Below are 19,806 nucleotides of genomic sequence, written 5' to 3'. Positions count from 1 at the left end.
GACGGGTGGAGCGCGCCTCAGCCGGCGAGCTGGATCGCGACGAGGGTCTCGTTCTCGGCCGGGTCCCCGCCCGGCTTCGGCTCCGTCAGATACTGCTCCCACGCGAGGCCGGTCGCTTCGAGTCCCTGGGCCACGGCCCACTCGAACAGCCGCTGGTAGGCCGACCCGATCTGCGAATAGTCGCCGCGCACCAGCAGCGTCGCGACCCGTCCGGCCGCGATGGTCTCGGAGGCGACTTCGCCGTCGCCCGCGAAAGGCTCCGCGACCGGCACGGCGACCGAGAGATCGAGGGCGCCGTCAGGGGAACCGTGCACGACGCCCATCGGCGGTGCGCTCGGGGCGATGCCCGCCGCGCCGAGGGCGTCGAAGATCGCCGGATACGCCCGATCGTAGAGCGCGGGGATGTCCGCGAACGCGACGCGATCCCGGACGACCGCGAGATGCTGCTCGGGCTGATCGACGACGTCGGGCTGATCGGCGGGTGCGGACACTGGCGGCCTCCTGGGAATCGGCATCGACCTGGATGCTGCGATGCTATCCCGGGTCATCGCGATCCGGTAGAATCGAGCGCACAGGCGTCGATCCGGCCATCACCGGGGAGCCTTCGGAAGAACGGTCGAGAGCGCTTCGGCGCGCGAGGTCCACTAGAACCGAACGGGAACGGCCCGTCACAGCCGAACGAAGAGGCCGAACCGCGCTGCTCGCAGCGCGGTTCGACAAGCGGGGTGGTACCGCGGGAGCTGCGAAGCGCAGCGCTCGTCCCGGCGTCGGAACAGTGCACGTAGGCGACAGCAGCCGTACGCGCACGGACACGCACGAGGGCCCCGAACATGACGTATCCGAAGCAGTCGACCGGCGACGCCGCGCAGCAGCCGAACGGTGCAGCAGCCGAAGTATCGCCATCCCCGCGACTTCCCGAGGTCGAGCAGCGCGTGCTCGCCTTCTGGAAGGCCGACGACACTTTCCGCGAGTCGATCCGACGCCGTGAGGGCGAAGCCGAGTGGGTCTTCAACGACGGCCCGCCCTTCGCCAACGGCCTGCCGCACTACGGCCACCTGCTCACCGGCTATGCCAAGGACGTCTTCCCCCGCTTCCAGACCATGCGGGGCAAGAAGGTGGAGCGCCGCTTCGGGTGGGACACCCACGGCCTGCCCGCCGAGCTCGAGGCGATGAAGCAGCTCGGCATCACCGAGAAGCGCCAGATCGAGGAGATGGGCATCGCCGCGTTCAACGCGAAGGCCCGCGATGCCGTGCTGCAGTACACGCGCGAGTGGGAGGACTACGTCACCCGCCAGGCGCGCTGGGTCGACTTCGAGCATGGGTACAAGACCCTCGACCTCGGGTACATGGAGAGCGTGCTCTGGGCGTTCAAGCAGCTGCACGAGAAGGGCCTCGCCTACGAGGGCTCCCGGATCCTGCCCTACTGCTGGCGCGACGAGACCCCGCTCTCGAACCACGAGCTGCGCATGGACGACGACGTCTACCAGATGCGCCAGGACCCCTCGGTGACCGTGACCTTCCCCTTCATGGGAGAGCGCGCGGCCGAGCTCGGTCTCGACGGCGTGCGCGCGCTCGCCTGGACCACGACGCCCTGGACCCTGCCCACGAACGCGGCCCTCGCAGTCGGACCGGAGATCTCCTACGCCGTCGTGCCCGCGGGCCCTGCGGGCGGCGCCGACGGCGGGGCGGCGGGCGAGGCCCGCTACCTGCTGGCGGTCGACCTCGTCGGCAACCACGCGAAGGATCTCGGCTACGAATCCGCCGAGGCCGTGAACGCGGCCGTCGAGCGCACGGTGCCGGGCGCTGAGCTCGCCGAGATCGAGTACGCGCGGCTCTTCGACTACTTCGCCGACTCCGAGGTGTGGGGCACCGCGCGGTACTGGCGCGTGCTCGTCGACGACTACGTCTCGACCACCGACGGTACCGGCATCGTGCACCAGGCGCCGGCGTACGGCGAGGACGACTACCGCATCACCGCCGAGGCCGGCATGCCCGTCATCGTCTCCGTCGACGACGGCGGCCGCTTCATCAAGGCGGTCACCGACGTGGCCGGCGAGCTCTGGATGGATGCCAACCGCCCGCTGATCCGTCTGCTCAAGCAGAACGGCCGCCTGCTGCGAGAGGCGAGCTACGAGCACTCCTACCCGCACTGCTGGCGCTGCCGGAACCCGCTGATCTACAAGGCGGTCTCCAGCTGGTTCGTGCGCGTCACCGACATCAAGCAGCGCATGCTCGAGGTCAACGAGCAGATCACCTGGGTCCCCGAGAACGTCAAGCACGGCCAGTTCGGCAAGTGGCTCGAGGGCGCCCGGGACTGGTCGATCAGCCGCAACCGCTACTGGGGCAGCCCGATCCCGGTGTGGAAGAGCGACGATCCCGAGCACCCGCGCGTCGACGTCTACGGCTCGCTCGCCGAGCTCGAGGCCGACTTCGGCGAGCTGCCGCGCAACGAGCAGGGCGAGGTCGACCTGCACCGCCCGTACATCGACTCGCTGACCCGGCCGAACCCCGACGATCCCTCCGGCGCGAGCACCATGCGCCGGATCGAGGACGTGTTCGACGTCTGGTTCGACTCGGGCTCGATGCCGTTCGCGCAGGCGCACTACCCGTTCGAGAACCGCGAGTGGTTCGACACGCACCAGCCCGCCGACTTCATCGTCGAGTACATCGGGCAGACGCGCGGCTGGTTCTACCTGCAGCACGTGCTCGCGACCGCGCTCTTCGATCGCCCCGCGTTCAAGAACGTGATCAGCCACGGCATCGTGCTCGGCTCCGACGGCAACAAGATGTCGAAGTCGCTGCGCAACTACCCCGACGTGAACGAGGTGTTCGACCGCGACGGCTCCGATGCGATGCGCTGGTTCCTCATGGCCTCGCCGGTGGTCCGCGGCGGCAACCTCGTCGTGACCGAGGAAGGGATTCGCGAGGGCGTTCGCCAGTTCATCCTGCCGCTCTGGAACTCCTACTACTTCTTCAGCCTCTACGCGAACGCGGACGGGATCGAGGCGGAGCGCCGCACCGACTCGAGCGATCCGCTGGACCGCTACATCCTGGCCAAGACCGGACGCCTGGTGCGCGAGGTCGAGGCGCACCTCGACGGGCTCGACACGACGAGCGCGGCCGAGACCCTGCGCGACTTCGCCGAGACGCTGACCAACTGGTACGTGCGCCGCTCGCGGGACCGCTTCTGGGAGGGCACGCACGGGGAGAACGGCAAGGAGTCGAACCGTCAGGCCTTCGACACCCTGTTCACCGTGCTCGAAACCGTCGCGCGCGTCGCGGCGCCCATGGCGCCCCTCGTCACCGAGGAGATCTGGCGCGGCCTCACCGGCGGCCGCTCGGTGCACCTCGCGGACTGGCCGGACGCCGCGGAGTTCCCCGCTGACGACGAGCTGATCGTCGCGATGGACGAGGTCCGTCAGATCACCTCGCAGGCGCTCGCACTGCGCAAGGCCCGCCGTCTGCGGGTCCGCCTGCCGCTCTCGGAGCTCACCGTCGTGAGCGCGCGGCCGGAGGCGCTGCAGCCGTTCGCCGAGATCCTGCGCGAGGAGCTCAACGTCAAGCAGGTGACCCTCGTCGAGCAGACGGCCGAGAGCGCTGCCGAGCACGGGATCGTGCACACGCTCGCCGTCAACGCCCGCGCGGCGGGTCCGCGCATCGGCAAGAACGTGCAGCAGGCGATCCGCGGTGCGAAGTCGGGCGACTGGTCCGAGACCGACGGCGTCGTGACCGCGGGCGGCATCGCGCTCGAGCCGGGGGAGTACGAACTGACGCTCTCCGCCGGCGATGGCGCCGACGGGTCGACGGCGCTCGCGCTGCTCCAGGGCGGCGGCTTCGTGCTGCTGCGCACCGACACGACGCCGGAGCTCGAGGCCGAGGGCATCGCCCGCGACGCGATCCGCGCCGTGCAGGAGGCGCGCAAGAACGCCGGCCTCGACGTGAGCGATCGCATCGTGCTCGCGCTGAACGCGGAGCCCGCTCACGTGGACGCGCTCCGGACCCACGGTGGGCTGATCGCGGCGGAGACGCTCGCGGCCGGCTTCGCGGTGCAGGAGGCGATCGGGATCGACGCGATCGTCGACGACATCCGGTCTCCCGGCGACGGCGTCTTCGTGACCGGCGCGAAGGCTCTCGGCACGGACAAGGCTCCGCTCATCATCACGATCGACACGACCGGGCTCGACGCGCCCGAGGAGGAGGACGCCCGATGAGCGCCGCAGAAGAGGTCTACGACGCGCTGCTCGGCCGCGTGGGCGAGGCGAACCCGCGCCCCCGCATCGAGCCGGTGCGCCGGCTCGCCGAGCTGGCCGGTTCGCCGCAGCTCTCGTTCCCCGTCGTGCAGATCGCGGGCACCAACGGCAAGACCTCGACGAGCCGCGCGGTGGAGTCGCTGCTGCGCGCGCACGGCCTGCGTACGGGGCTCTTCACGAGCCCGCACCTCGTGGACTTCACCGAGCGCTTCCAGGTCGATGGATCGCCCATTGGCGGCGAGCGGCTCGCAGAGGCCTGGGGTGAACTGCAGCTGCCGCTCGAGGTCGTCGACGCCGAGCTCGAGGCCGCTGGCCAGGGACCGATCACGTTCTTCGAGGCGCTCGCGGTGCTCGCGTTCACCGCGTTCGCCGATGCCCCCGTCGATGTCGCCGTGATCGAGGTCGGCATGGGCGGCGAGTGGGATGCGACCAACATCGTCGACGCCCAGGTCGCCGTGTTCACACCGATCGCGCTCGACCACACCGCGATCCTGGGCCCGGACATCGCGACCATCGCGCAGACGAAGGCCGGGATCATCAAACCGGGCAGCACGGTCGTGTCGGCCGCGCAGGATCCGGCTGCGCTCACCGCGATCGAAGCCGCCGCCGAGCGCACCGGTTCGCGCGTGCTCGTGCAGGGCCGCGATTTCCGCCTCGCCGACGACCGGCTCGCCGTCGGCGGACGCCAGATCGACGTGGTCGGCGCGACCGGCAACGCCTACGATCCCGCGTTCGTCCCGCTGTTCGGCGGCCACCAGGCCGAGAACGTGGCGCTCGCCATCGCCGCCGTCGAGGCTTTCCTCGGCGGCGAACGGCCGGTGCCCGAGGAAGTGCTCGACGAGGGACTCGGCCAGCTGACCTCGCCCGGCCGCCTCCAGCTGATCGGTACCGACCCCTCGGTCGTGGTCGACGCCGCGCACAACCCGCACGGCGCGGAGGCGCTCGCGCGAGGCTTCGTCGAGTCGTTCCGGTTCTCCGAGGTGGCGCTGGTCGTCGGCGTGCTCGGTGAGAAGGACGCCGCCGGCGTGCTCGCCGCGCTGGCTCCGCTCGCCTCCCGCGTGATCCTCACCACGGTGGATTCGCCCCGCGCCATCGACGCCGACCGGCTCGCCGAGCTGGCGGCGACCGCGCTGCCCGGGCTGCCGGTCGAGGTCGAGGAGCGCCTGCCCGACGCGCTCGACGCGGCCCGCGCCTGGGCGTCGACGGTCGAGGAGGGCGAGACCCGCGGCGTGCTCGTGACCGGATCGGTCATGCTCGCCGGCGAAGCGATCGCGTATTCGCGGGATGAGGGCTGGGGGATCGCATGAGCCCGCGCAAGATCCGCGGCGCCTCCGCCGAGGACGGCGAAGAACTGCAGCTGTCGCCTTCGGAGACGCTCGCGCACAACTCCGCGATGCGCGTCTCGGGCGCGCGCAGCGGTCGTCAGTCGACCCAGCGGGCGCTGGCGTCCATCGTGCTCGGATTCGAGCTGATCATCGTCTTCCTCATGGGGATGACAGTGTTCGGACTGTCCCTGCTGGAGCCGCGGGAGCTCGGCATCTACATCGGCATCGGGCTGTGCGTCGTGATCATCGTCGCCCTGGCCTGCATGCGCGGCGGGCTCGGCATCAAGATCGGCTGGGGGGTGCACGCGCTCATGCTGGCGGTCGCCGTCATCATGCCGATGAGTCTGATCGTGAGCATCGTGTTCCTGGCCCTGTGGATCTTCTGCATGGTCCGCGGCGCGCAGATCGACCGCGGGCGCGAGGCCTGGCTGGCGTCCCAGGACGCCCAGAACTAGCCGCGTCCGCTCACTACACTTGTTTTCCGTATTCCGTTCTGATCGAAGGAGACGCATGTCCGCAGAAGAGACCCTCATCCTGGTGAAGCCCGACGGCGTCGCCCGCGGCCTGACCGGTGAGATCCTGCGCCGCATCGAGGCGAAGGGATACCGCCTGGTCGACCTCCGCCTGGTGGACGCCGACCGCGAGCTGCTCGCCGCGCACTACGCCGAGCACGAGGGCAAGCCCTTCTACGAGCCGCTCATCGAGTTCATGAGCTCGGGTCCGACCGTCGCGATCCGAGCCGCGGGCCACCGCGTCATCGAGGGCTTCCGCTCGCTCGCGGGCACGACCGACCCGACGACCGCGGCGCCCGGCACGATCCGCGGCGACCTCGGTCGCGACTGGGGCCTCAAGGTGCAGCAGAACCTGGTGCACGGATCCGACTCGCCGGAGTCGGCGGCGCGCGAGCTCGCGCTCTGGTTCGCCTGATCCGACCGCGATTCCGGACGTCGAGCGCGTCCGCCTTGCCCCGCACGCGGGGCGGAGGCGGGCGCGCTCCGTCGTTCTCCGGCCGAGGTCAGCCGAGCGTGCGCTCGGCGAGAGCGAGCAGACGGCCGGCGGCATCCCGCGCGCCGAGCACGGATGCGGCCGTGCTCATGCGTAGGCGCCGGTCCGCGTCGTGCAGCAGCGGCACGATCCGCTCGGACACCGTGTGCGGAGTGAGGTCCGCGTCGGCGATCAGCACGGCTCCGCCGGCCTCCACCGCAGAGCGGGCGTTGAGCGCCTGCTCGCCGTTGCCGACCGCATAGGGCACGTAGACCGCCGGGATGCCGAGCGCGCTGATCTCGCTCACGGTCGCCGCGCCGGAACGGCACACGACCAGATCGGCGAGCGCGTAGGCGAGGTCCATCCGGTCGACGTAGGGGACCACCGTGCGGGCGTCGGCGCTGCTCGCCTCCACCTCGCCGATCTTCTGCTCGCCGGTCACGTGCAGGAGCTGCCACCCCGCAGCGGCGATCGCGGGCCAGGACCCCGCGAAGGCGTCGTTGATCCGGCGCGCACCGGTCGACCCGCCGAACACCAGCAGCACGGGACGGTGCGGATCGAGTCCGAAGACCTCGGCGGCTTCCGAGCGGGAGGCCTCGCGATCGAGCGACGCGATCTCGGCGCGCAGCGGCATGCCGACGACCTCGGCACCGCGCAGCGGAGTTCCGGGGAACGCCGTGCCGACTGCCGCGGCCCGGCGGGCGCCCCAGACGTTGGCCAGGCCGGGCCGGACGTTCGCCTCATGCACCGCGTATGGCACGTGTTCCCGCCGAGCTGCGACGTACGCCGGGGCCGAGACGTATCCGCCGAAACCGATCAGCAGATCGATGCGCCGGTCGCGCAGGATCTCGCGCGTGAGCGCGACCGCGCGTCGGAATCGCGCCGGGAACCGCGCGGCGTCCAGGTCCGGCCTGCGCGGGAACGGCACCCGCGGGATCGTACTGAGTTCGTGTCCGCGCTGCGGGACCAGCCGTGCCTCGAGCCCCTCCTCCGTGCCGAGGACGAGGACCGAGGCCTCGGGATCGCGTTCGAGGATCCGGTCGGCGACCGCGAGCAGCGGGGAGACGTGGCCGGCGGTCCCGCCGCCGGCGAGCAGATAGCGGGTCATGGCGCCAGCCTATGAAGCGAGGCGTACCGTCCGCGTATCGAAAGCGGCATAGGCTGCGGCAACATCCGACCCGCTTGACTGCTGCACATGCAGCCAACCGTCTCCGAACTCATCGTGCACGATGACGCGATCCGCGAGAACACCGCCGCCTTCGCGCGCCTCACCGGCGATCGCCTCATGGCCGTGCTGAAGGCCGACGCGTTCGGCCACGGCGCGATCGCGCACTCCGTGCTCGAGGCCGGTGCGAGATCGATCGGCGTCACCTCGATCGAGGAGGCGGTCGCGCTGCGCGAGGGCGGCGTCGATGCGCCGATCCTCAGCTGGTTGAACACGCCCGAGGCGGACTTCGAGGGGGCGGTGCGGCGGCGCATCGACCTGGCGGTGCCGAGCACCGAACTGCTGGTGGCGGTCGTTCGCGGCGCGGCGCGCGCCGGATCGCCCGCCCGGATCCACCTGCACATCGACGTCGGAATGGCCCGGGACGGCTGCGCCGCAGCCGATTGGGCACCGCTCTGCGCGCTCGCCCGGGAGGCGGAGGCCTCGGGCTCGGTGCGGGTGGTCGGGATCATGGGACACATGTCGTGCGCCGACGATCCCTCCGACCCGCAGAACGCGCGCGAGCGACTGGTGTTCGCGAACGCGATCCGCACCGCGACGCGGCGCGGGCTGACGCCGGCCGTGCCGCACCTCGCGGCGACGGCCGCGACGCTCACCGGCGTGGGCGGCGGGTTCGGCGTGCACCGGATCGGCGCGGGACTGTTCGGGATCGACCCGTCCGCGAGCACCGACCTCCTGAAGCCCGCGCTCACCCTCACCTCACGGGTCGTGTCCTCGCGCGAGGTGGGTGCCGGCACGGGTGTCGGCTACGGCCTCGACTTCGTCGCGTCGGGCCGCACCCACCTCGCGCTGCTCCCGGTCGGCTACGGCGACGGGCTGCCCCGCGAGGCGTCGGGCCGTGCGGAGGTGCTCGTGCGCGGACGCCGGAGGCCGATCGTCGGACGCTTCTCGATGGACATGGTCGTCGTCGACACGGGCGAGGACCTGTTGCAGCCGGGCGAGCAGGTGACCGTGTTCGGCCCCGGTGCGGAGGGCGAACCCACCGTCGCCGAGTGGGCCGCCTGGGCGCGCACGATCCCGCACGAGATCGTGACCCGGCTCGGGAGCCGGATCCCGCGGATCCACCGCACCATCGAACCCTCGAACCACGCGCAAGGAGCAGCAGCATGACGCAGACCCCCACCACCCGAGTCGCCGTGATCGGAGGCGGGATCAGCGACGAGCACGAGGTGTCGATCGCTTCGGCGGCATCCGTCGTCCGTGCCGTCGCGGACCTCGGACTCGAAGCGGTACCGATCACGATCGCCCGGGACGGGCGCTGGCTCGCCGATGACGGGCACCGGCTGCCGGCGCACGAGGCGCTCGCGCGCATCGCGGACTGCGAGCTCGCGTTCCCGGTGCTGCACGGCGTCGACGGCGAGGACGGGGCGATCGCCGGCCTGCTGCGCATGGCCGGGATCCCCTTCGTCGGATCCCCGGTGCGGGCGGGCGCGCTCGGGATGGACAAGTGGGCGACGAAGCTCATCGCGGACGATCTCGGCATCGCCACCTCCCGCGGCGCGCTGGCCGGCGGATGGGCGGCGCCCGTCGGGGCCGCGTTCGCCTCGGAGCTCAGGCCGCCGCTCGTGGTGAAGCCCACCGCCGGGGGATCGAGCAACGGCGTCTTCGTCGTCGCGGACCGCTCCGACCTCGTCGCGACCGTCGAGCAGGCCCGCGCCTACGGCGATACGGTGCTGGTCGAGGAGTACGTGCGCGGCCGCGAGGTCGACATCGCCGTGTTCCGGGACGCGTCCGGTGGACTGCGAGTCGGATCGACCCTCGAGATCGGCGTGGTTCCCGGCGGGGTGTTCGACCGGGCCGAGAAATACGACGGAAGCGCCGAATTCACGATCCCGGCATCGCTCGACCCGCGCGAGGAGGGAGCGATCCGGCGGGCGGCCGTGCTGCTCTACGAGGCGCTCGGCTGCGCCGGCGTCGCGCGCTTCGACTTCTTCGCGACCGACGACGGTGTGGTGCTGAACGAGATCAACACCTCGCCCGGCATGACCGAGCAGTCGCAGGTGCCGCGAATGTACGCCGCGGTCGGCCTCGACTACGCGGGTCTTGTGGGCGAGCTGATCGCAGCCGCTCGCGAGGGGATCCGGCCTCTGTAGGAGGCCTCGGGGAGGCACCTTCCTGCTGAGCCCGGAACTCCCTCGGACTTCCGGCCGGGCACTCGGCCTAGAGCTTCCGGACCGCCTCGAACACGGTGGCGGGGAGATCCGGGTTCTCGCCCGTGCCGTTGATCAGCACCGCGATGACGTGCTCCGTCGCGGGGTCGTACATGACGAGACCCTGGAATCCGAGGCCCGTGCCGGTGTGGCCGCGCCACCCGTCGGTGCGGCCCAGCGCGAAGCCGTAGGCGTCGTAGAGCGGGCTGGCGGGATCGTCGGCGGTCGAGCCGAACTGATCCAGTCGCCACCGCTGGGCGCCCTGCGAGACGAGCGACCCCGAGCCCAGCGAACGCCCCCAGACGGCGAGGTCCGCGGCGTTGCCGGTGAGTCCGCCCGCCGCTCCGAACCAGCCGGGTGCGACCACCGGCAGCTGCTCGGCGATCTTGCCGTCGGCGAGCTGGAACCCCGTCGCGTTCTCGCTCCCCGAGACGAATCCGTTGCCCACGCTCTCCAGCTTCAGCGGTCGCAGCAGTCGCTGATCGACGGCCGTGACCCAATCGTCCCCGGTGACCTTCCGGATCACCTCGCCGAGCAGCAGGGTGTTCGTGTTCGAGTACTCGTAGGCGGTGCCGGGCGCGACGGGCTTCACGGCGTAGGAGAGCGCAAGGAGCTCGGAGGTCTGCGGGTCGCGAGCCGGATCCTTGCCGAGCATCGCGCCGAGGCCGGGCCTCGCCGAGTAGTTCGCGAGCCCGGATCGCATGTCGCCGAGCTCGGCGATGGTGATCCGGTCGCCGTTCGGCACCCCGGCGACGTACTTCGACACCGGATCCTCGAGCGACAGCCGCTTCTCGTCGGCGAGCTGCAGGATCACCGTGCCCACGAAGGACTTGGTGATGCTCCGGTAGGCGAAGCGCGTGTCCGCCGTCACCGGTTCGCCGGGGGCGCGTTCACCGAAGACCACGGTCGTCGAGCCTCCCGCGGCATCGGAGACGACGACCGCGCCGCCGGGCACGCCCGAACCGGCCAGCGCGGACTCGACCGCGGTCCGCAGATCATCCTCGCTCGGCAGCACTCCGGAGCCCGACGCGGAGGTCGCTGGTGGTGGATCGGCCGGCGGCGCGCCGGAGCACGCGGCGAGCAGCAGGACGAGCACGAGCAGCGGGGCGCGTCCGAGACGCGAGGCGATCGACGTCATGGGCTCATCGAAGCATCCCGGCGCCCCGCGCGCCAGTCCGAGTTCTCCCGCAGCGGTCGACCGGAGCCGAGCGCGCCCGGGAATGACCGCGCGACAGCCCGTGACAGCGTCGCGGCAGCGCGGTGACAGCGGCCCCCGCGAGGCTTGCCGCATGACATCACCACTGAACGAATGGGCCGTCGAGGCCGACGGGCTCGTCAAGGTGTTCGGCGACAACCGGGCGGTCGACGGCGTCGACCTCCGCGTGGCCGCGGGATCCATCTACGGCGTGCTCGGCCCGAACGGCGCAGGCAAGACCACCACCATCAGCATGCTCGCGACCCTGCTTCGCCCGGACGGCGGCAGCGCCCGGGTGTTCGGGCACGACGTCGTCCGCGAGCCGCAGGTCGTGCGGCAGCTGATCGGCGTGACCGGCCAGTACGCGTCGGTCGACGAGACGCTCTCGGCCACCGAGAACCTGATCATCTTCGGGCGCCTGCTCGGTCTCTCGCGGATCGAGGCCCGCGCGAAGGCCGTCGATCTGCTCGAGCGCTTCGGCCTGACCGAGGCGGCGAAGCGTCCCCTGAAGAAGTTCTCCGGCGGCATGCGCCGCAGGCTCGACCTCGCCGCGTCGCTCATCGCGCAGCCCCCGCTCATCTTCCTCGACGAGCCCACCACCGGGCTCGACCCGCGCACCCGCGGGCAGATGTGGGACACGATCCGCGAGCTCGTCGCGACCGGATCGACCGTGCTGCTCACGACGCAGTACCTCGACGAGGCCGATCAGCTGGCCGACCGCATCGCCGTGATCGACCGCGGACGCGTCGTGGCCGAGGGCACGCCGGACGAGCTGAAGAGCTCGGTCGGTACTTCGTCGCTCCAGCTGCGTATCGGCGGACGCGACGGGGGAGCCGTGCTCGGTTCCGATCTGGAGACCGCCTCGCGCGCGATCCAGCGAGTGCTCGGTGTCACCGCGGCACCGTCGCCCGAGGGAACCCGGCTCACGGCGCCCATGGCCGACGCTGACCGCGTCGCCGATCTGCTGATCACCCTCCGCGAAGAGGGGATCCCACTCGTCGAGATGAGCGTGCAGAAGCCGACCCTCGACGAGGTCTTCCTCGCCATCACCGGGCACGACGCCGCCGACCAGGCGGAATCGGCCGACGCCGAACTCCAGGAGGTCCGAGCATGAGCACCGCTACTCTCGAACGCATCGTCCCCGCCGCCGAGCGGGACCTCAAGAACCACACCAGCCTGAGCCAGTCCATCGCGAACACGTTCACGATGGCCTATCGCGGGCTCGTCAAGATCCGGCGCACGCCGGAACAGCTCGTCGACGTCACGGTCCAGCCGATCATCTTCACGCTGATGTTCGCGTACATCTTCGGCGGCGCGATCTCCGGCGACGTGCAGAAGTACCTGCCGTTGCTGATCCCCGGGATCCTGGTGCAGACCGTGATCACCGGTTCGGTCGTCACCGGCACCCAACTGCGCGAGGACATGGACAAGGGCGTGTTCGACCGGTTCCGTTCACTGCCGATCGCCCGCATCGCACCGCTCTCGGGAGCGCTGCTCGCGGACACGGTCCGGTATACGATCGCGACCACGATGACCTTCTTCGTCGGCTTCCTCATGGGCTACCGACCCGGCGGCGGACTCGGCGGGGTCGTGCTCGCCGGCCTGCTCGTGATCGCCTGCTCGTGGGCGATCAGCTGGATCTTCGCCTTCTTCGGGGTGATCGCACGCACCGCATCGAGCGTGCAGGGCATCTCGATGCTGATCCTGTTCCCGCTGACGTTCCTGTCGAACGCCTTCGTACCGGCGAACACCCTGCCCGCCTGGCTGCGCTGGTTCGCCGACATCAACCCGGTGTCGCACCTCGTCACCGCGGTGCGCGATCTCGCGAACTCCGGCACGGTCGGCGCGGACCTCTGGGTGTCGCTGCTGGGAGCCGCGGTGATCGTCGTGATCTTTGCCCCGCTCACGGTCAGGGCCTACATGCGCAAGGCCTGAGCCGGGATCCGGCATTCCGGGGTCCGACGCTCCGGATCCGGGTGCCGGATCAGACCGGCGGAACGGGTGCCCCGAGCACGGTGAATGCTCGAGGCACCCGTTCGTCCGCGCTCAGCGCGCGCGCCCGGGTGCGCGCCCGCTCGACCGCATCGGCTCCGACGAGGCGCGCGGCACGCACGCGGTGCAGTTCGAGCGCGAGGCAGGGCTGATCCTGGCGCGCGCCCAGCAGTTCGGCGAGGGCGAGCGCTTCAAGACCGCGATCCTGCAGCTCGGGGATCCCGATGGCCCAGGACGACCAACCGGTGAGCGCGGTGCCGAGCACGGGGCGATCGACGTAGACCGACCGCAGCCGCTGCAGCACGAGGAGCCGCTGTACCGCGATGGTCCGGGAGCGCAGCTTCGCGGCGAGCCGGGCCTGCTCGGCGGGCGGCAGCGAGTCGTCGATGCAGGCGGCCGAGACGTAGCCGGCCAGGGCAATCAGGTACCAGGGAGATGCGCGCTGATCGCTCTCGCGGAACTCGGAGATGGCGCGACCGAAGCTCAGGATCGCGTCGTCGAACCGTCCGCGGGATCGCTCGATCTCGGCGATGCCGAACCAGCCGATCGACGCGAGGCCCATCCCGTCGTCGGTGCGATCGACGGCGCCGGTGAGGTCGCGGAACATCGCTTCGGCCTCGTCCGCGCGTCCGAGCGAGATCAGCGCGAGGCCGCGGAGCCAGCCGCGCTCGCCCATCTCGTCCTCGGCCCCGAAATCCTCGAAGCCGGCGGTGCCGATGTCGAGCCAGTGCAGCGCCTCGGCCGGCCGTGCGGACTGGCTGGCGAGCTGCGCGAGCGAGTGCGCGGCCATGGCCGCGATCCACGGCTCGTCGGCGGAGGTCGCGAGCCGCCAGGTGCGTTCGGCGGCGATGCGCGCGGTCTCCGGCTCGCCGTCGTTCTCGGCGAGCTGGGCGACGAGCATCTCGGCGAAGAGCCGTGCGTCGGCGTCGGGGCCGGACCGCAGCGTCTCGAGCTCGGCCCGGGTGGCGTCGGCATCGAGCCCGGACTCGAGCATGTGCGAGACGCCCTGCCACAGCGGGCTCAGCGCGGGATCGCTGCGGCGCAGCCGGCGCAGGAGCGCGATGGCGCGGACCGCGCGGCCGGGATCGGTGCCGCCGAGCCCGACCGCGCAGGTGGCCAGGCAGAGCGCGAGCGCGTCGCTCGGGACCTCGGCGCCGTCCGTCCGACGTGCGGCGCGAGCGACGGTGTCGAAGACTTCGGACGCGGTGCGGGTGAACTCGGTGAACGCGCCGCGAACCGTCCACGACTGGGCCAGCACGCCGAGCAGCAGCACCGCCTCGCTGCGGCGGTCGTCGAGCACCGCGCGGCGCAGGGCTGCGAGCAGGTTGTCCTGCTCGGCTCGGATGATCCGGTAGGCCGGAGCTCCGAGCGAGCCGGGCAGCGCGAAGATCCCCGGGGATCGTGCGTCCGCGAAACCTCGCCCCCAAGCGAGCACCGCGTCCCAGGCCGCGTCCTCGATACCGTCGAGCCGGAGCCGGGCGAGACCGAACTCCCGGACCGTTTCGAGCATGCGGAAGCGGATCGTGCCGGATCCCGCGTCCTCGAACACCACGAGCAGCGATTGCGAGACGAGCCGGTCGAGGACCTCGTCGACCTCGGTCTCGCTCGCGCACACGCCATCGGAGCGCAGGACGCCGTTCGCGGTCTCGAGCGAGAGGCCGCCCGGCAGCACCGAGAGCATCGCCAGAGCGCGGCGGTCGACGGGTTCGAGCAGCTCCCAGCTCCACTCGATGACGGCCTGGAGGGTCCGGTGCCGCTCGGGTGCCGCGCGGTCCCCGACGGTGAGCAGCGCGAAGCGGTCCTCGAGCCGGGCCTCGATCTGCGCGGGGCTCATCGTCCTGATCCGCGCGGCCGCCAGTTCGATCGCGAGCGGGAGGCCGTCGAGGCGCGCGCACAGGCGGGCGACGACCTCGAGCGGGAGATCCGCGCCCGGCCTGACGGCCCGCGCGCGCTCGACGAAGAGGCGGACCGCGGACCCGGTGACCTCGTCGTAGGCGAGCGGATCGAGGGGGCGGCAGACCTCGGCTGCGAGCGCGAGCGGGGTGCGGCTCGTCGTGAGGATCCGCAGGCCGGGCACCGAAGCGAGCGCCTCGGCCGCCCACGACGCGACACCCGAGACGACTTGCTCGCAGTTGTCGAGCACGAGCAGGGTGTCGCGTTCACCGAGCGCGGAGAGCACGCGCTGGCGGAGGTCCGGTTGCGCGCGGGCGTCGGCGAGCCGCGTGCTCGTGGTGGTCTCGCTGATGCCGAGCGCTCCGCCGATGGCGGGGAGTACATCCGCGGATTCGCGTGCGCCGGCGAGCGGCACGAAGACGACGGACGGAGCGTCGGAGGCCGTGGCGACGGCTGCGGCGAGGCGTGTCTTGCCGAGGCCGCCGGCTCCGAGGACGGTGACGAGCCGGTGGGTGCGGAGCAGCGCGGAGGTCTCGTCGATATCGGAGTCGCGGCCGATGAGCGGGCTCAGAGCGACGGGGAGCCCGATCCTGACGAGGGCCCTGCGGGTGGTGCCGCTCGCCGCACCGCCCGCGGCTGCGGCGGGGGCGGGGGTGCTCCCGGGACGGTCGCGAGGCGTGTCGAGCCCACCATCGCCGCGCAGGATCCGGGCGTTGAGCTCGGTGATCGCGGTGCTCGGCGAGGCGCCGAGCTCGTCGCGAAGGCGAGTGCGGAACTCCGCGTAGACCGCGAGGGCGTCGGCGGCGCGTCCGGCGTGGGCGAGCAGCTCCATGAGTTCGACGTGCCGCCGCTCGTCGAGCGGGTGCGCCGTGAGCAGCGAGCGGAGCTCGCGTGCGGCCGCGTCGAGGTCGTCGGCTCGCCCGGTCGTCGCGAGCGCTCGCGCCCGCTCGGTGCGCAGGCGGTCGTGCAGACCGGCGGCCGCGACCCGGAGGTCCTCCGCGACGGGGGAGTCGCCGAGGTCCCGGCCGGGTTCCCCGGTCCAGAGCATCAGCGCCGCGTCGAGGGCCTGCACCCGGTCGGCCGGTTCGCGTTCACGTCGATCTCCGCCCACCGGGCGGTCTGCGACCTCGCGGGCGAGGTCGAGGTCGCTGCGCGCATCGGTGATCTCCCGGTGGTTCTCGCCCCGTGGACGTTCGAGGGCGTACCCGCCCGGGAGGGTCGTGATGATGCCTCCGTCGCCGGCGGCCCGTGCCCGGGAGACGAGGCTCTGCAGCGAGGCCTTCGGATTCTGGGGGAGGTCGTCCCCCCAGAGGTCGGCGGAGAGCGCATCGACCGAACGCGGTGCGCCGCTAGGTTCGAGGGCGAGGGCGACGAGGAGCGCCCGGAGCATCGGGCCGCCGGGATCCCGGCCGTCGAGGCGGACGGGACCGAGCACCGCGAGACGGGGAGACTCGGAACGCATGGGGTCGAGTGTATCCAGGGCATCGATGTCAGTGGTACGGAGTAGCCTCGAACGCATGGAACCGACACGTAGTGTGCGCCCGTTCGAGGTCATCAGCGAATACGAGCCGAGCGGCGATCAGCCGCAGGCGATCGCCGAGCTGGCGCAGCGCATCAACGCCGGCGAGACCGACGTCGTACTGCTCGGCGCGACGGGCACGGGCAAGTCGGCGACCACGGCGTGGCTCATCGAAGAGGTGCAGCGTCCCACGCTGGTGCTCGCGCACAACAAGACGCTCGCGGCGCAGCTCGCGAACGAGTTCCGCAGCCTGCTGCCCAACAACGCGGTCGAGTACTTCGTCAGCTACTACGACTACTACCAGCCCGAGGCCTACGTTCCGCAGACCGACACCTTCATCGAGAAGGACTCGTCGGTCAACGCCGAGGTCGAGCGTCTGCGGCACTCGACCACCAACGCGCTGCTGAGCCGGCGCGATGTGGTCGTGGTCTCCACCGTCTCGTGCATCTACGGCCTCGGCAAGCCCGAGGAATACTACGAGGCGATGGTCCCGCTGGTCGTGGGCGACCGCCTCGACCGGGACGTGCTGCTGCGGCGCTTCGTCGATATGCAGTACCAGCGCAACGACATCGAGTTCGTGCGCGGCAACTTCCGGGTGCGCGGCGACACGGTCGAGATCATCCCCATGTACGAGGAGAACGCGATCCGCATCGAGTTCTTCGGCGACGAGATCGAGGCGCTCTACTACCTGCATCCGCTCACGGGCGAGGTCATCCGCCAGGTCGACGCCGTGTCGGTGTTCCCGGGATCCCACTACGTCGCCAGCCGCCAGGTCATGAACCGCGCCATGGGCACCATCGCCGAGGAGCTCGACTGGCGCACCCGCGAGCTGAAAGAGCAGACGAAGCTCGTCGAGGAGCAACGCCTGCGCATGCGCACCACCTTCGACCTCGAGATGATGGAACAGATCGGCTTCTGCTCCGGCATCGAGAACTACTCGCGGCACATCGACGGCCGGCAGCCCGGCGAGGCCCCGCACTGCCTGCTCGACTACTTCCCCGACGACTTCCTCGTCGTCATCGACGAGTCGCACGTGACGGTGCCGCAGATCGGCGCCATGTACGAGGGCGACGCGTCGCGCAAGCGGACACTGGTCGAGCACGGGTTCCGCCTGCCGAGCGCGCTCGACAACCGGCCGCTCAAGTTCTCCGAGTTCCAGGAACGGGTCGGCCAGGTCGTCTACCTCTCGGCGACGCCCGGCAAGTATGAGATGGAGCGCGCGGACGGCGTCGTCGAGCAGATCATCCGCCCGACCGGGCTCATCGACCCGCGCATCGTCGTGAAGCCGAGCGAGGGCCAGATCGACGACCTGCTGGAGCAGGTCCGCATCCGTGCCGAGCGCGACGAGCGCGTGCTCGTCACGACCCTCACCAAGAAGATGGCCGAGCAGCTGACCACCTTCATGGAAGAGGCCGGCATCCGCGTCCGCTACCTGCATTCCGACGTCGACACGCTCCGGCGCGTCGAGCTGCTCACCGAACTGCGCGCGGGCATCTTCGACGTGCTCGTCGGCATCAACCTGCTGCGCGAGGGCCTCGACCTGCCCGAGGTGTCGCTCGTCTCGATCCTCGACGCCGACAAGGAGGGCTTCCTCCGATCCTCGACCTCGCTCATCCAGACCATCGGCCGCGCTGCCCGAAACGTGTCGGGCGAGGTGCACATGTACGCCGACAAGATCACCCGCTCCATGCGCGAGGCCATCGACGAGACCGACCGCCGCCGCGAGAAGCAGCTCGCCTACAACGCCGAGCACGGCATCGATCCGACCCCGCTGCGCAAGAAGATCGGCGACATCACCGAGCTCCTCGCACGCGAGGCGGCGGACACCGAGGACGTGCTCTCGCGCACCGGCGCCCACGCGCAGCGCAAGGCGGTCTCGCCGCAGCGGGCGAAGGGCAAAGCCGCGGCACGCGCCGGAGCGATCGCAGGCGAGGGCGCGGCCCAGCTCGAAGAGCTCATCGCGGACCTCACCCAGCAGATGCTCACCGCCGCAGAGGAACTCAAGTTCGAGCTCGCGGCACGCCTCCGCGACGAGGTATCCGAGCTCAAGCGCGAGCTGCGCAGCATGGACCAGGCCGGGCACCGCTAGAGCGCGGGCACCGCCGTGTATCGCGAGATCGAGCTCCCCGGCCTCGGAGTGCTCTGGCGCTCCGAGCGCTCGGTCGGCGCAGGTGCGCCCGCGGTGATCCCGGCCGACGGCAGCGCCGACATCATCCTGCGCGACGACGAACTCGTGGTCGCCGGCCCCTCGACGCGCTGGCTCCTCGGCAGCGGCAGCATCCACGGCGCCACGATCGGGCTCCGCTTCACGCCCGGGCACGCCGGTCGGGCGCTCGAGCTCGACGCGTCCGAGCTGCGAGACAGCCTGGTGCCCGCGACCGACGTGCTGGCGCCCGAGGTGCGGCGCCGCGGCGAACGACTGCTGCGCGTGCTCGGTGAGTCCTTCGGCGTCGCCGCGGGGGAGCCGTCCACGTCGGCGCTCCGCGCCCGATCCGCCGAACCGTTCGACATCGGCGCACCCGGCTGGACCGCTGAGGCGCTCCGCCTGGCTCGGCGAGGCGCGACCGCCGCACGGGCCGCTGCGGTGCTCGGATACTCCGAACGGCAGCTGCAGCGCCGCATGCTGCAGCACTTCGGCTACGGGTACACCGCGCTGCGCAGAGTGCTGCGCGCGGAGCGTGCGAGAGGGCTGCTCGGCTCCGGATCCTCCGTCGAGGCCGCGGCGCTCAGCACCGGCTACAGCGATCAGGCCCACCTCACGCGCGAGTTCGGCCGCATCGTCGGAACCACGCCGGCCCGATTCGTCGCGGCGAACGTCGGTGCGGCTCCGTCCCGGAACCGCACCGACGGGGCTCAGGCCGCGGGCTCGGCGGCGAGCGGCGCGTAGATGTCGATCGAATTGCCGTCGGGATCGAGCACCGTCGAGTAGCGCTGCCCCCACGGGGCATCCCACGGCGCCATCGACGCCGCGGCGGGGAACCGGTCTACGATCTCGGCATAGACTCGATCCACCTCGGCCGGTGTGGCCGCGCTGAACGCGAAGCCGATCCGGTTCTCACCGGTCGGCAGTTCGAAATCGGGAATGAACCCGCGGACGGTCGAGACTGGATCCCAGGCGAGCGTCATGCCGCCGGGTAGCACCGTCTCGACGTGGGGCGCCTCGTCCTGCCCCTCCGGGATGTCGAGGCCGAGCGCGCGGTAGAAGCTGAGGGACGCCGAGAGGTCGGCCGTCACGATGCCGATGAAGTCGAATGCGAGTGTCATGCGCTCAGC

The 19,806-nt window shown here is 71.2% G+C and carries 15 protein-coding genes; 10 read left to right on the top strand and 5 right to left on the bottom strand.

All coding sequences use genetic code 11. From position 1 onward, the window contains the following. Positions 1 to 17: 17 nt before the first annotated feature. On the bottom strand, positions 18 to 491 hold the full coding sequence (locus tag BMH31_RS12305; RefSeq protein WP_241898274.1) for a GyrI-like domain-containing protein: 474 nt from the start codon (positions 489 to 491) through the stop codon (positions 18 to 20). Between the two features lie 339 nt (positions 492 to 830). Here BMH31_RS12305 and ileS point away from each other — a divergent pair, with 339 nt between their 5' ends. Genes ileS through ndk form a run of 4 tightly spaced genes read left to right on the top strand, consistent with a single transcriptional unit; the run spans position 831 to position 6,502 of the window. After that, on the top strand, positions 831 to 4,211 hold the full coding sequence (gene ileS, locus BMH31_RS12300; RefSeq protein WP_099724982.1) for an isoleucine--tRNA ligase: 3,381 nt from the start codon (positions 831 to 833) through the stop codon (positions 4,209 to 4,211). Then, on the top strand, positions 4,208 to 5,557 hold the full coding sequence (locus BMH31_RS12295) for a folylpolyglutamate synthase/dihydrofolate synthase family protein (protein WP_099724983.1): 1,350 nt from the start codon (positions 4,208 to 4,210) through the stop codon (positions 5,555 to 5,557). Before ileS ends, BMH31_RS12295 begins: the two co-directional genes overlap by 4 nt. Beyond that, positions 5,554 to 6,030, top strand: coding sequence for a DUF4233 domain-containing protein (locus tag BMH31_RS12290; protein ID WP_099724984.1), 477 nt, complete (start codon positions 5,554 to 5,556; stop codon positions 6,028 to 6,030). The genes BMH31_RS12295 and BMH31_RS12290 overlap by 4 nt, the downstream gene beginning before the upstream one ends. 55 nt (positions 6,031 to 6,085) lie before the next feature. Continuing rightward, the gene (ndk, locus tag BMH31_RS12285) at positions 6,086 to 6,502 is read left to right on the top strand and encodes a nucleoside-diphosphate kinase (RefSeq protein ID WP_099724985.1); all 417 of its coding nucleotides are present in this window, start codon (positions 6,086 to 6,088) and stop codon (positions 6,500 to 6,502) included. A gap of 88 nt (positions 6,503 to 6,590) precedes the next feature. Here the strand turns inward: ndk and murG are convergent, their stop codons facing one another. Next, positions 6,591 to 7,667: an undecaprenyldiphospho-muramoylpentapeptide beta-N-acetylglucosaminyltransferase gene (gene murG, locus BMH31_RS12280; protein WP_099724986.1), complete on the bottom strand. Its 1,077-nt coding sequence runs from the start codon at positions 7,665 to 7,667 to the stop codon at positions 6,591 to 6,593. Between the two features lie 87 nt (positions 7,668 to 7,754). Between murG and alr the strand changes: the two genes are divergently transcribed. Together alr and BMH31_RS12270 are read left to right on the top strand one after the other, a co-directional pair. After that, positions 7,755 to 8,894 (top strand): alanine racemase, encoded by a 1,140-nt coding sequence (gene alr, locus BMH31_RS12275; protein ID WP_099724987.1) that lies wholly within the window; start codon positions 7,755 to 7,757, stop codon positions 8,892 to 8,894. Then, a complete protein-coding gene (locus BMH31_RS12270; protein ID WP_099724988.1) occupies positions 8,891 to 9,877 on the top strand; it encodes a D-alanine--D-alanine ligase in 987 nt (328 codons plus the stop codon). The genes alr and BMH31_RS12270 overlap by 4 nt, the downstream gene beginning before the upstream one ends. Positions 9,878 to 9,944: 67 nt before the next feature. Here the strand turns inward: BMH31_RS12270 and BMH31_RS12265 are convergent, their stop codons facing one another. Further along, positions 9,945 to 11,072, bottom strand: coding sequence for a serine hydrolase domain-containing protein (locus tag BMH31_RS12265; protein ID WP_158234967.1), 1,128 nt, complete (start codon positions 11,070 to 11,072; stop codon positions 9,945 to 9,947). Between the two features lie 151 nt (positions 11,073 to 11,223). Here BMH31_RS12265 and BMH31_RS12260 point away from each other — a divergent pair, with 151 nt between their 5' ends. Continuing rightward, positions 11,224 to 12,243, top strand: coding sequence for an ATP-binding cassette domain-containing protein (locus BMH31_RS12260; RefSeq protein ID WP_099725318.1), 1,020 nt, complete (start codon positions 11,224 to 11,226; stop codon positions 12,241 to 12,243). Then, a complete protein-coding gene (locus BMH31_RS12255) occupies positions 12,240 to 13,064 on the top strand; it encodes an ABC transporter permease (RefSeq protein WP_099724990.1) in 825 nt (274 codons plus the stop codon). The genes BMH31_RS12260 and BMH31_RS12255 overlap by 4 nt, the downstream gene beginning before the upstream one ends. A gap of 49 nt (positions 13,065 to 13,113) precedes the next feature. Here BMH31_RS12255 and BMH31_RS12250 read toward each other — a convergent pair whose 3' ends face one another. Further along, complete coding sequence (locus tag BMH31_RS12250) at positions 13,114 to 16,476, bottom strand: BTAD domain-containing putative transcriptional regulator (RefSeq protein WP_099724991.1); 3,363 nt, start codon at positions 16,474 to 16,476, stop codon at positions 13,114 to 13,116. Between the two features lie 55 nt (positions 16,477 to 16,531). On the opposite strand from BMH31_RS12250, the gene uvrB reads away from it, so the two are divergent. Together uvrB and BMH31_RS12240 are read left to right on the top strand one after the other, a co-directional pair. After that, positions 16,532 to 18,622, top strand: coding sequence for an excinuclease ABC subunit UvrB (gene uvrB, locus BMH31_RS12245; protein ID WP_099724992.1), 2,091 nt, complete (start codon positions 16,532 to 16,534; stop codon positions 18,620 to 18,622). A gap of 15 nt (positions 18,623 to 18,637) precedes the next feature. Next, positions 18,638 to 19,420, top strand: a complete 783-nt coding sequence (locus BMH31_RS12240) for a helix-turn-helix domain-containing protein (RefSeq protein WP_099747387.1) — start codon at positions 18,638 to 18,640, stop codon at positions 19,418 to 19,420. Here BMH31_RS12240 and BMH31_RS12235 read toward each other — a convergent pair. Continuing rightward, positions 19,387 to 19,797 (bottom strand): VOC family protein, encoded by a 411-nt coding sequence (locus tag BMH31_RS12235; protein ID WP_099724994.1) that lies wholly within the window; start codon positions 19,795 to 19,797, stop codon positions 19,387 to 19,389. The genes BMH31_RS12240 and BMH31_RS12235 overlap by 34 nt on opposite strands. Between the last annotated feature and the right edge of the window lie 9 nt (positions 19,798 to 19,806).

The organism is Leucobacter sp. OLIS6 (assembly GCF_002752355.1).
Lineage (GTDB): Bacteria > Actinomycetota > Actinomycetes > Actinomycetales > Microbacteriaceae > Leucobacter.
Note: the sequence above shows the minus strand (reverse complement) of the source record. Positions and strands in the feature narration are given on the sequence as shown.

Excerpts from the sequence above, each read along its gene's own strand:
- ileS (WP_099724982.1), top strand. The coding sequence starts at position 831 with ATGACGTATCCGAAGCAGTCGACCGGCGACGCCGCGCAGCAGCCGAAC.
- BMH31_RS12295 (WP_099724983.1), top strand. The coding sequence starts at position 4,208 with ATGAGCGCCGCAGAAGAGGTCTACGACGCGCTGCTCGGCCGCGTGGGC.
- BMH31_RS12290 (WP_099724984.1), top strand. The coding sequence starts at position 5,554 with ATGAGCCCGCGCAAGATCCGCGGCGCCTCCGCCGAGGACGGCGAAGAA.
- ndk (WP_099724985.1), top strand. The coding sequence starts at position 6,086 with ATGTCCGCAGAAGAGACCCTCATCCTGGTGAAGCCCGACGGCGTCGCC.
- murG (WP_099724986.1), bottom strand. The coding sequence starts at position 7,667 with ATGACCCGCTATCTGCTCGCCGGCGGCGGGACCGCCGGCCACGTCTCC.
- alr (WP_099724987.1), top strand. The coding sequence starts at position 7,755 with ATGCAGCCAACCGTCTCCGAACTCATCGTGCACGATGACGCGATCCGC.
- BMH31_RS12270 (WP_099724988.1), top strand. The coding sequence starts at position 8,891 with ATGACGCAGACCCCCACCACCCGAGTCGCCGTGATCGGAGGCGGGATC.
- BMH31_RS12265 (WP_158234967.1), bottom strand. The coding sequence starts at position 11,072 with ATGACGTCGATCGCCTCGCGTCTCGGACGCGCCCCGCTGCTCGTGCTC.
- BMH31_RS12260 (WP_099725318.1), top strand. The coding sequence starts at position 11,224 with ATGACATCACCACTGAACGAATGGGCCGTCGAGGCCGACGGGCTCGTC.
- BMH31_RS12255 (WP_099724990.1), top strand. The coding sequence starts at position 12,240 with ATGAGCACCGCTACTCTCGAACGCATCGTCCCCGCCGCCGAGCGGGAC.
- BMH31_RS12250 (WP_099724991.1), bottom strand. The coding sequence starts at position 16,476 with ATGCGTTCCGAGTCTCCCCGTCTCGCGGTGCTCGGTCCCGTCCGCCTC.
- uvrB (WP_099724992.1), top strand. The coding sequence starts at position 16,532 with ATGGAACCGACACGTAGTGTGCGCCCGTTCGAGGTCATCAGCGAATAC.
- BMH31_RS12235 (WP_099724994.1), bottom strand. The coding sequence starts at position 19,797 with ATGACACTCGCATTCGACTTCATCGGCATCGTGACGGCCGACCTCTCG.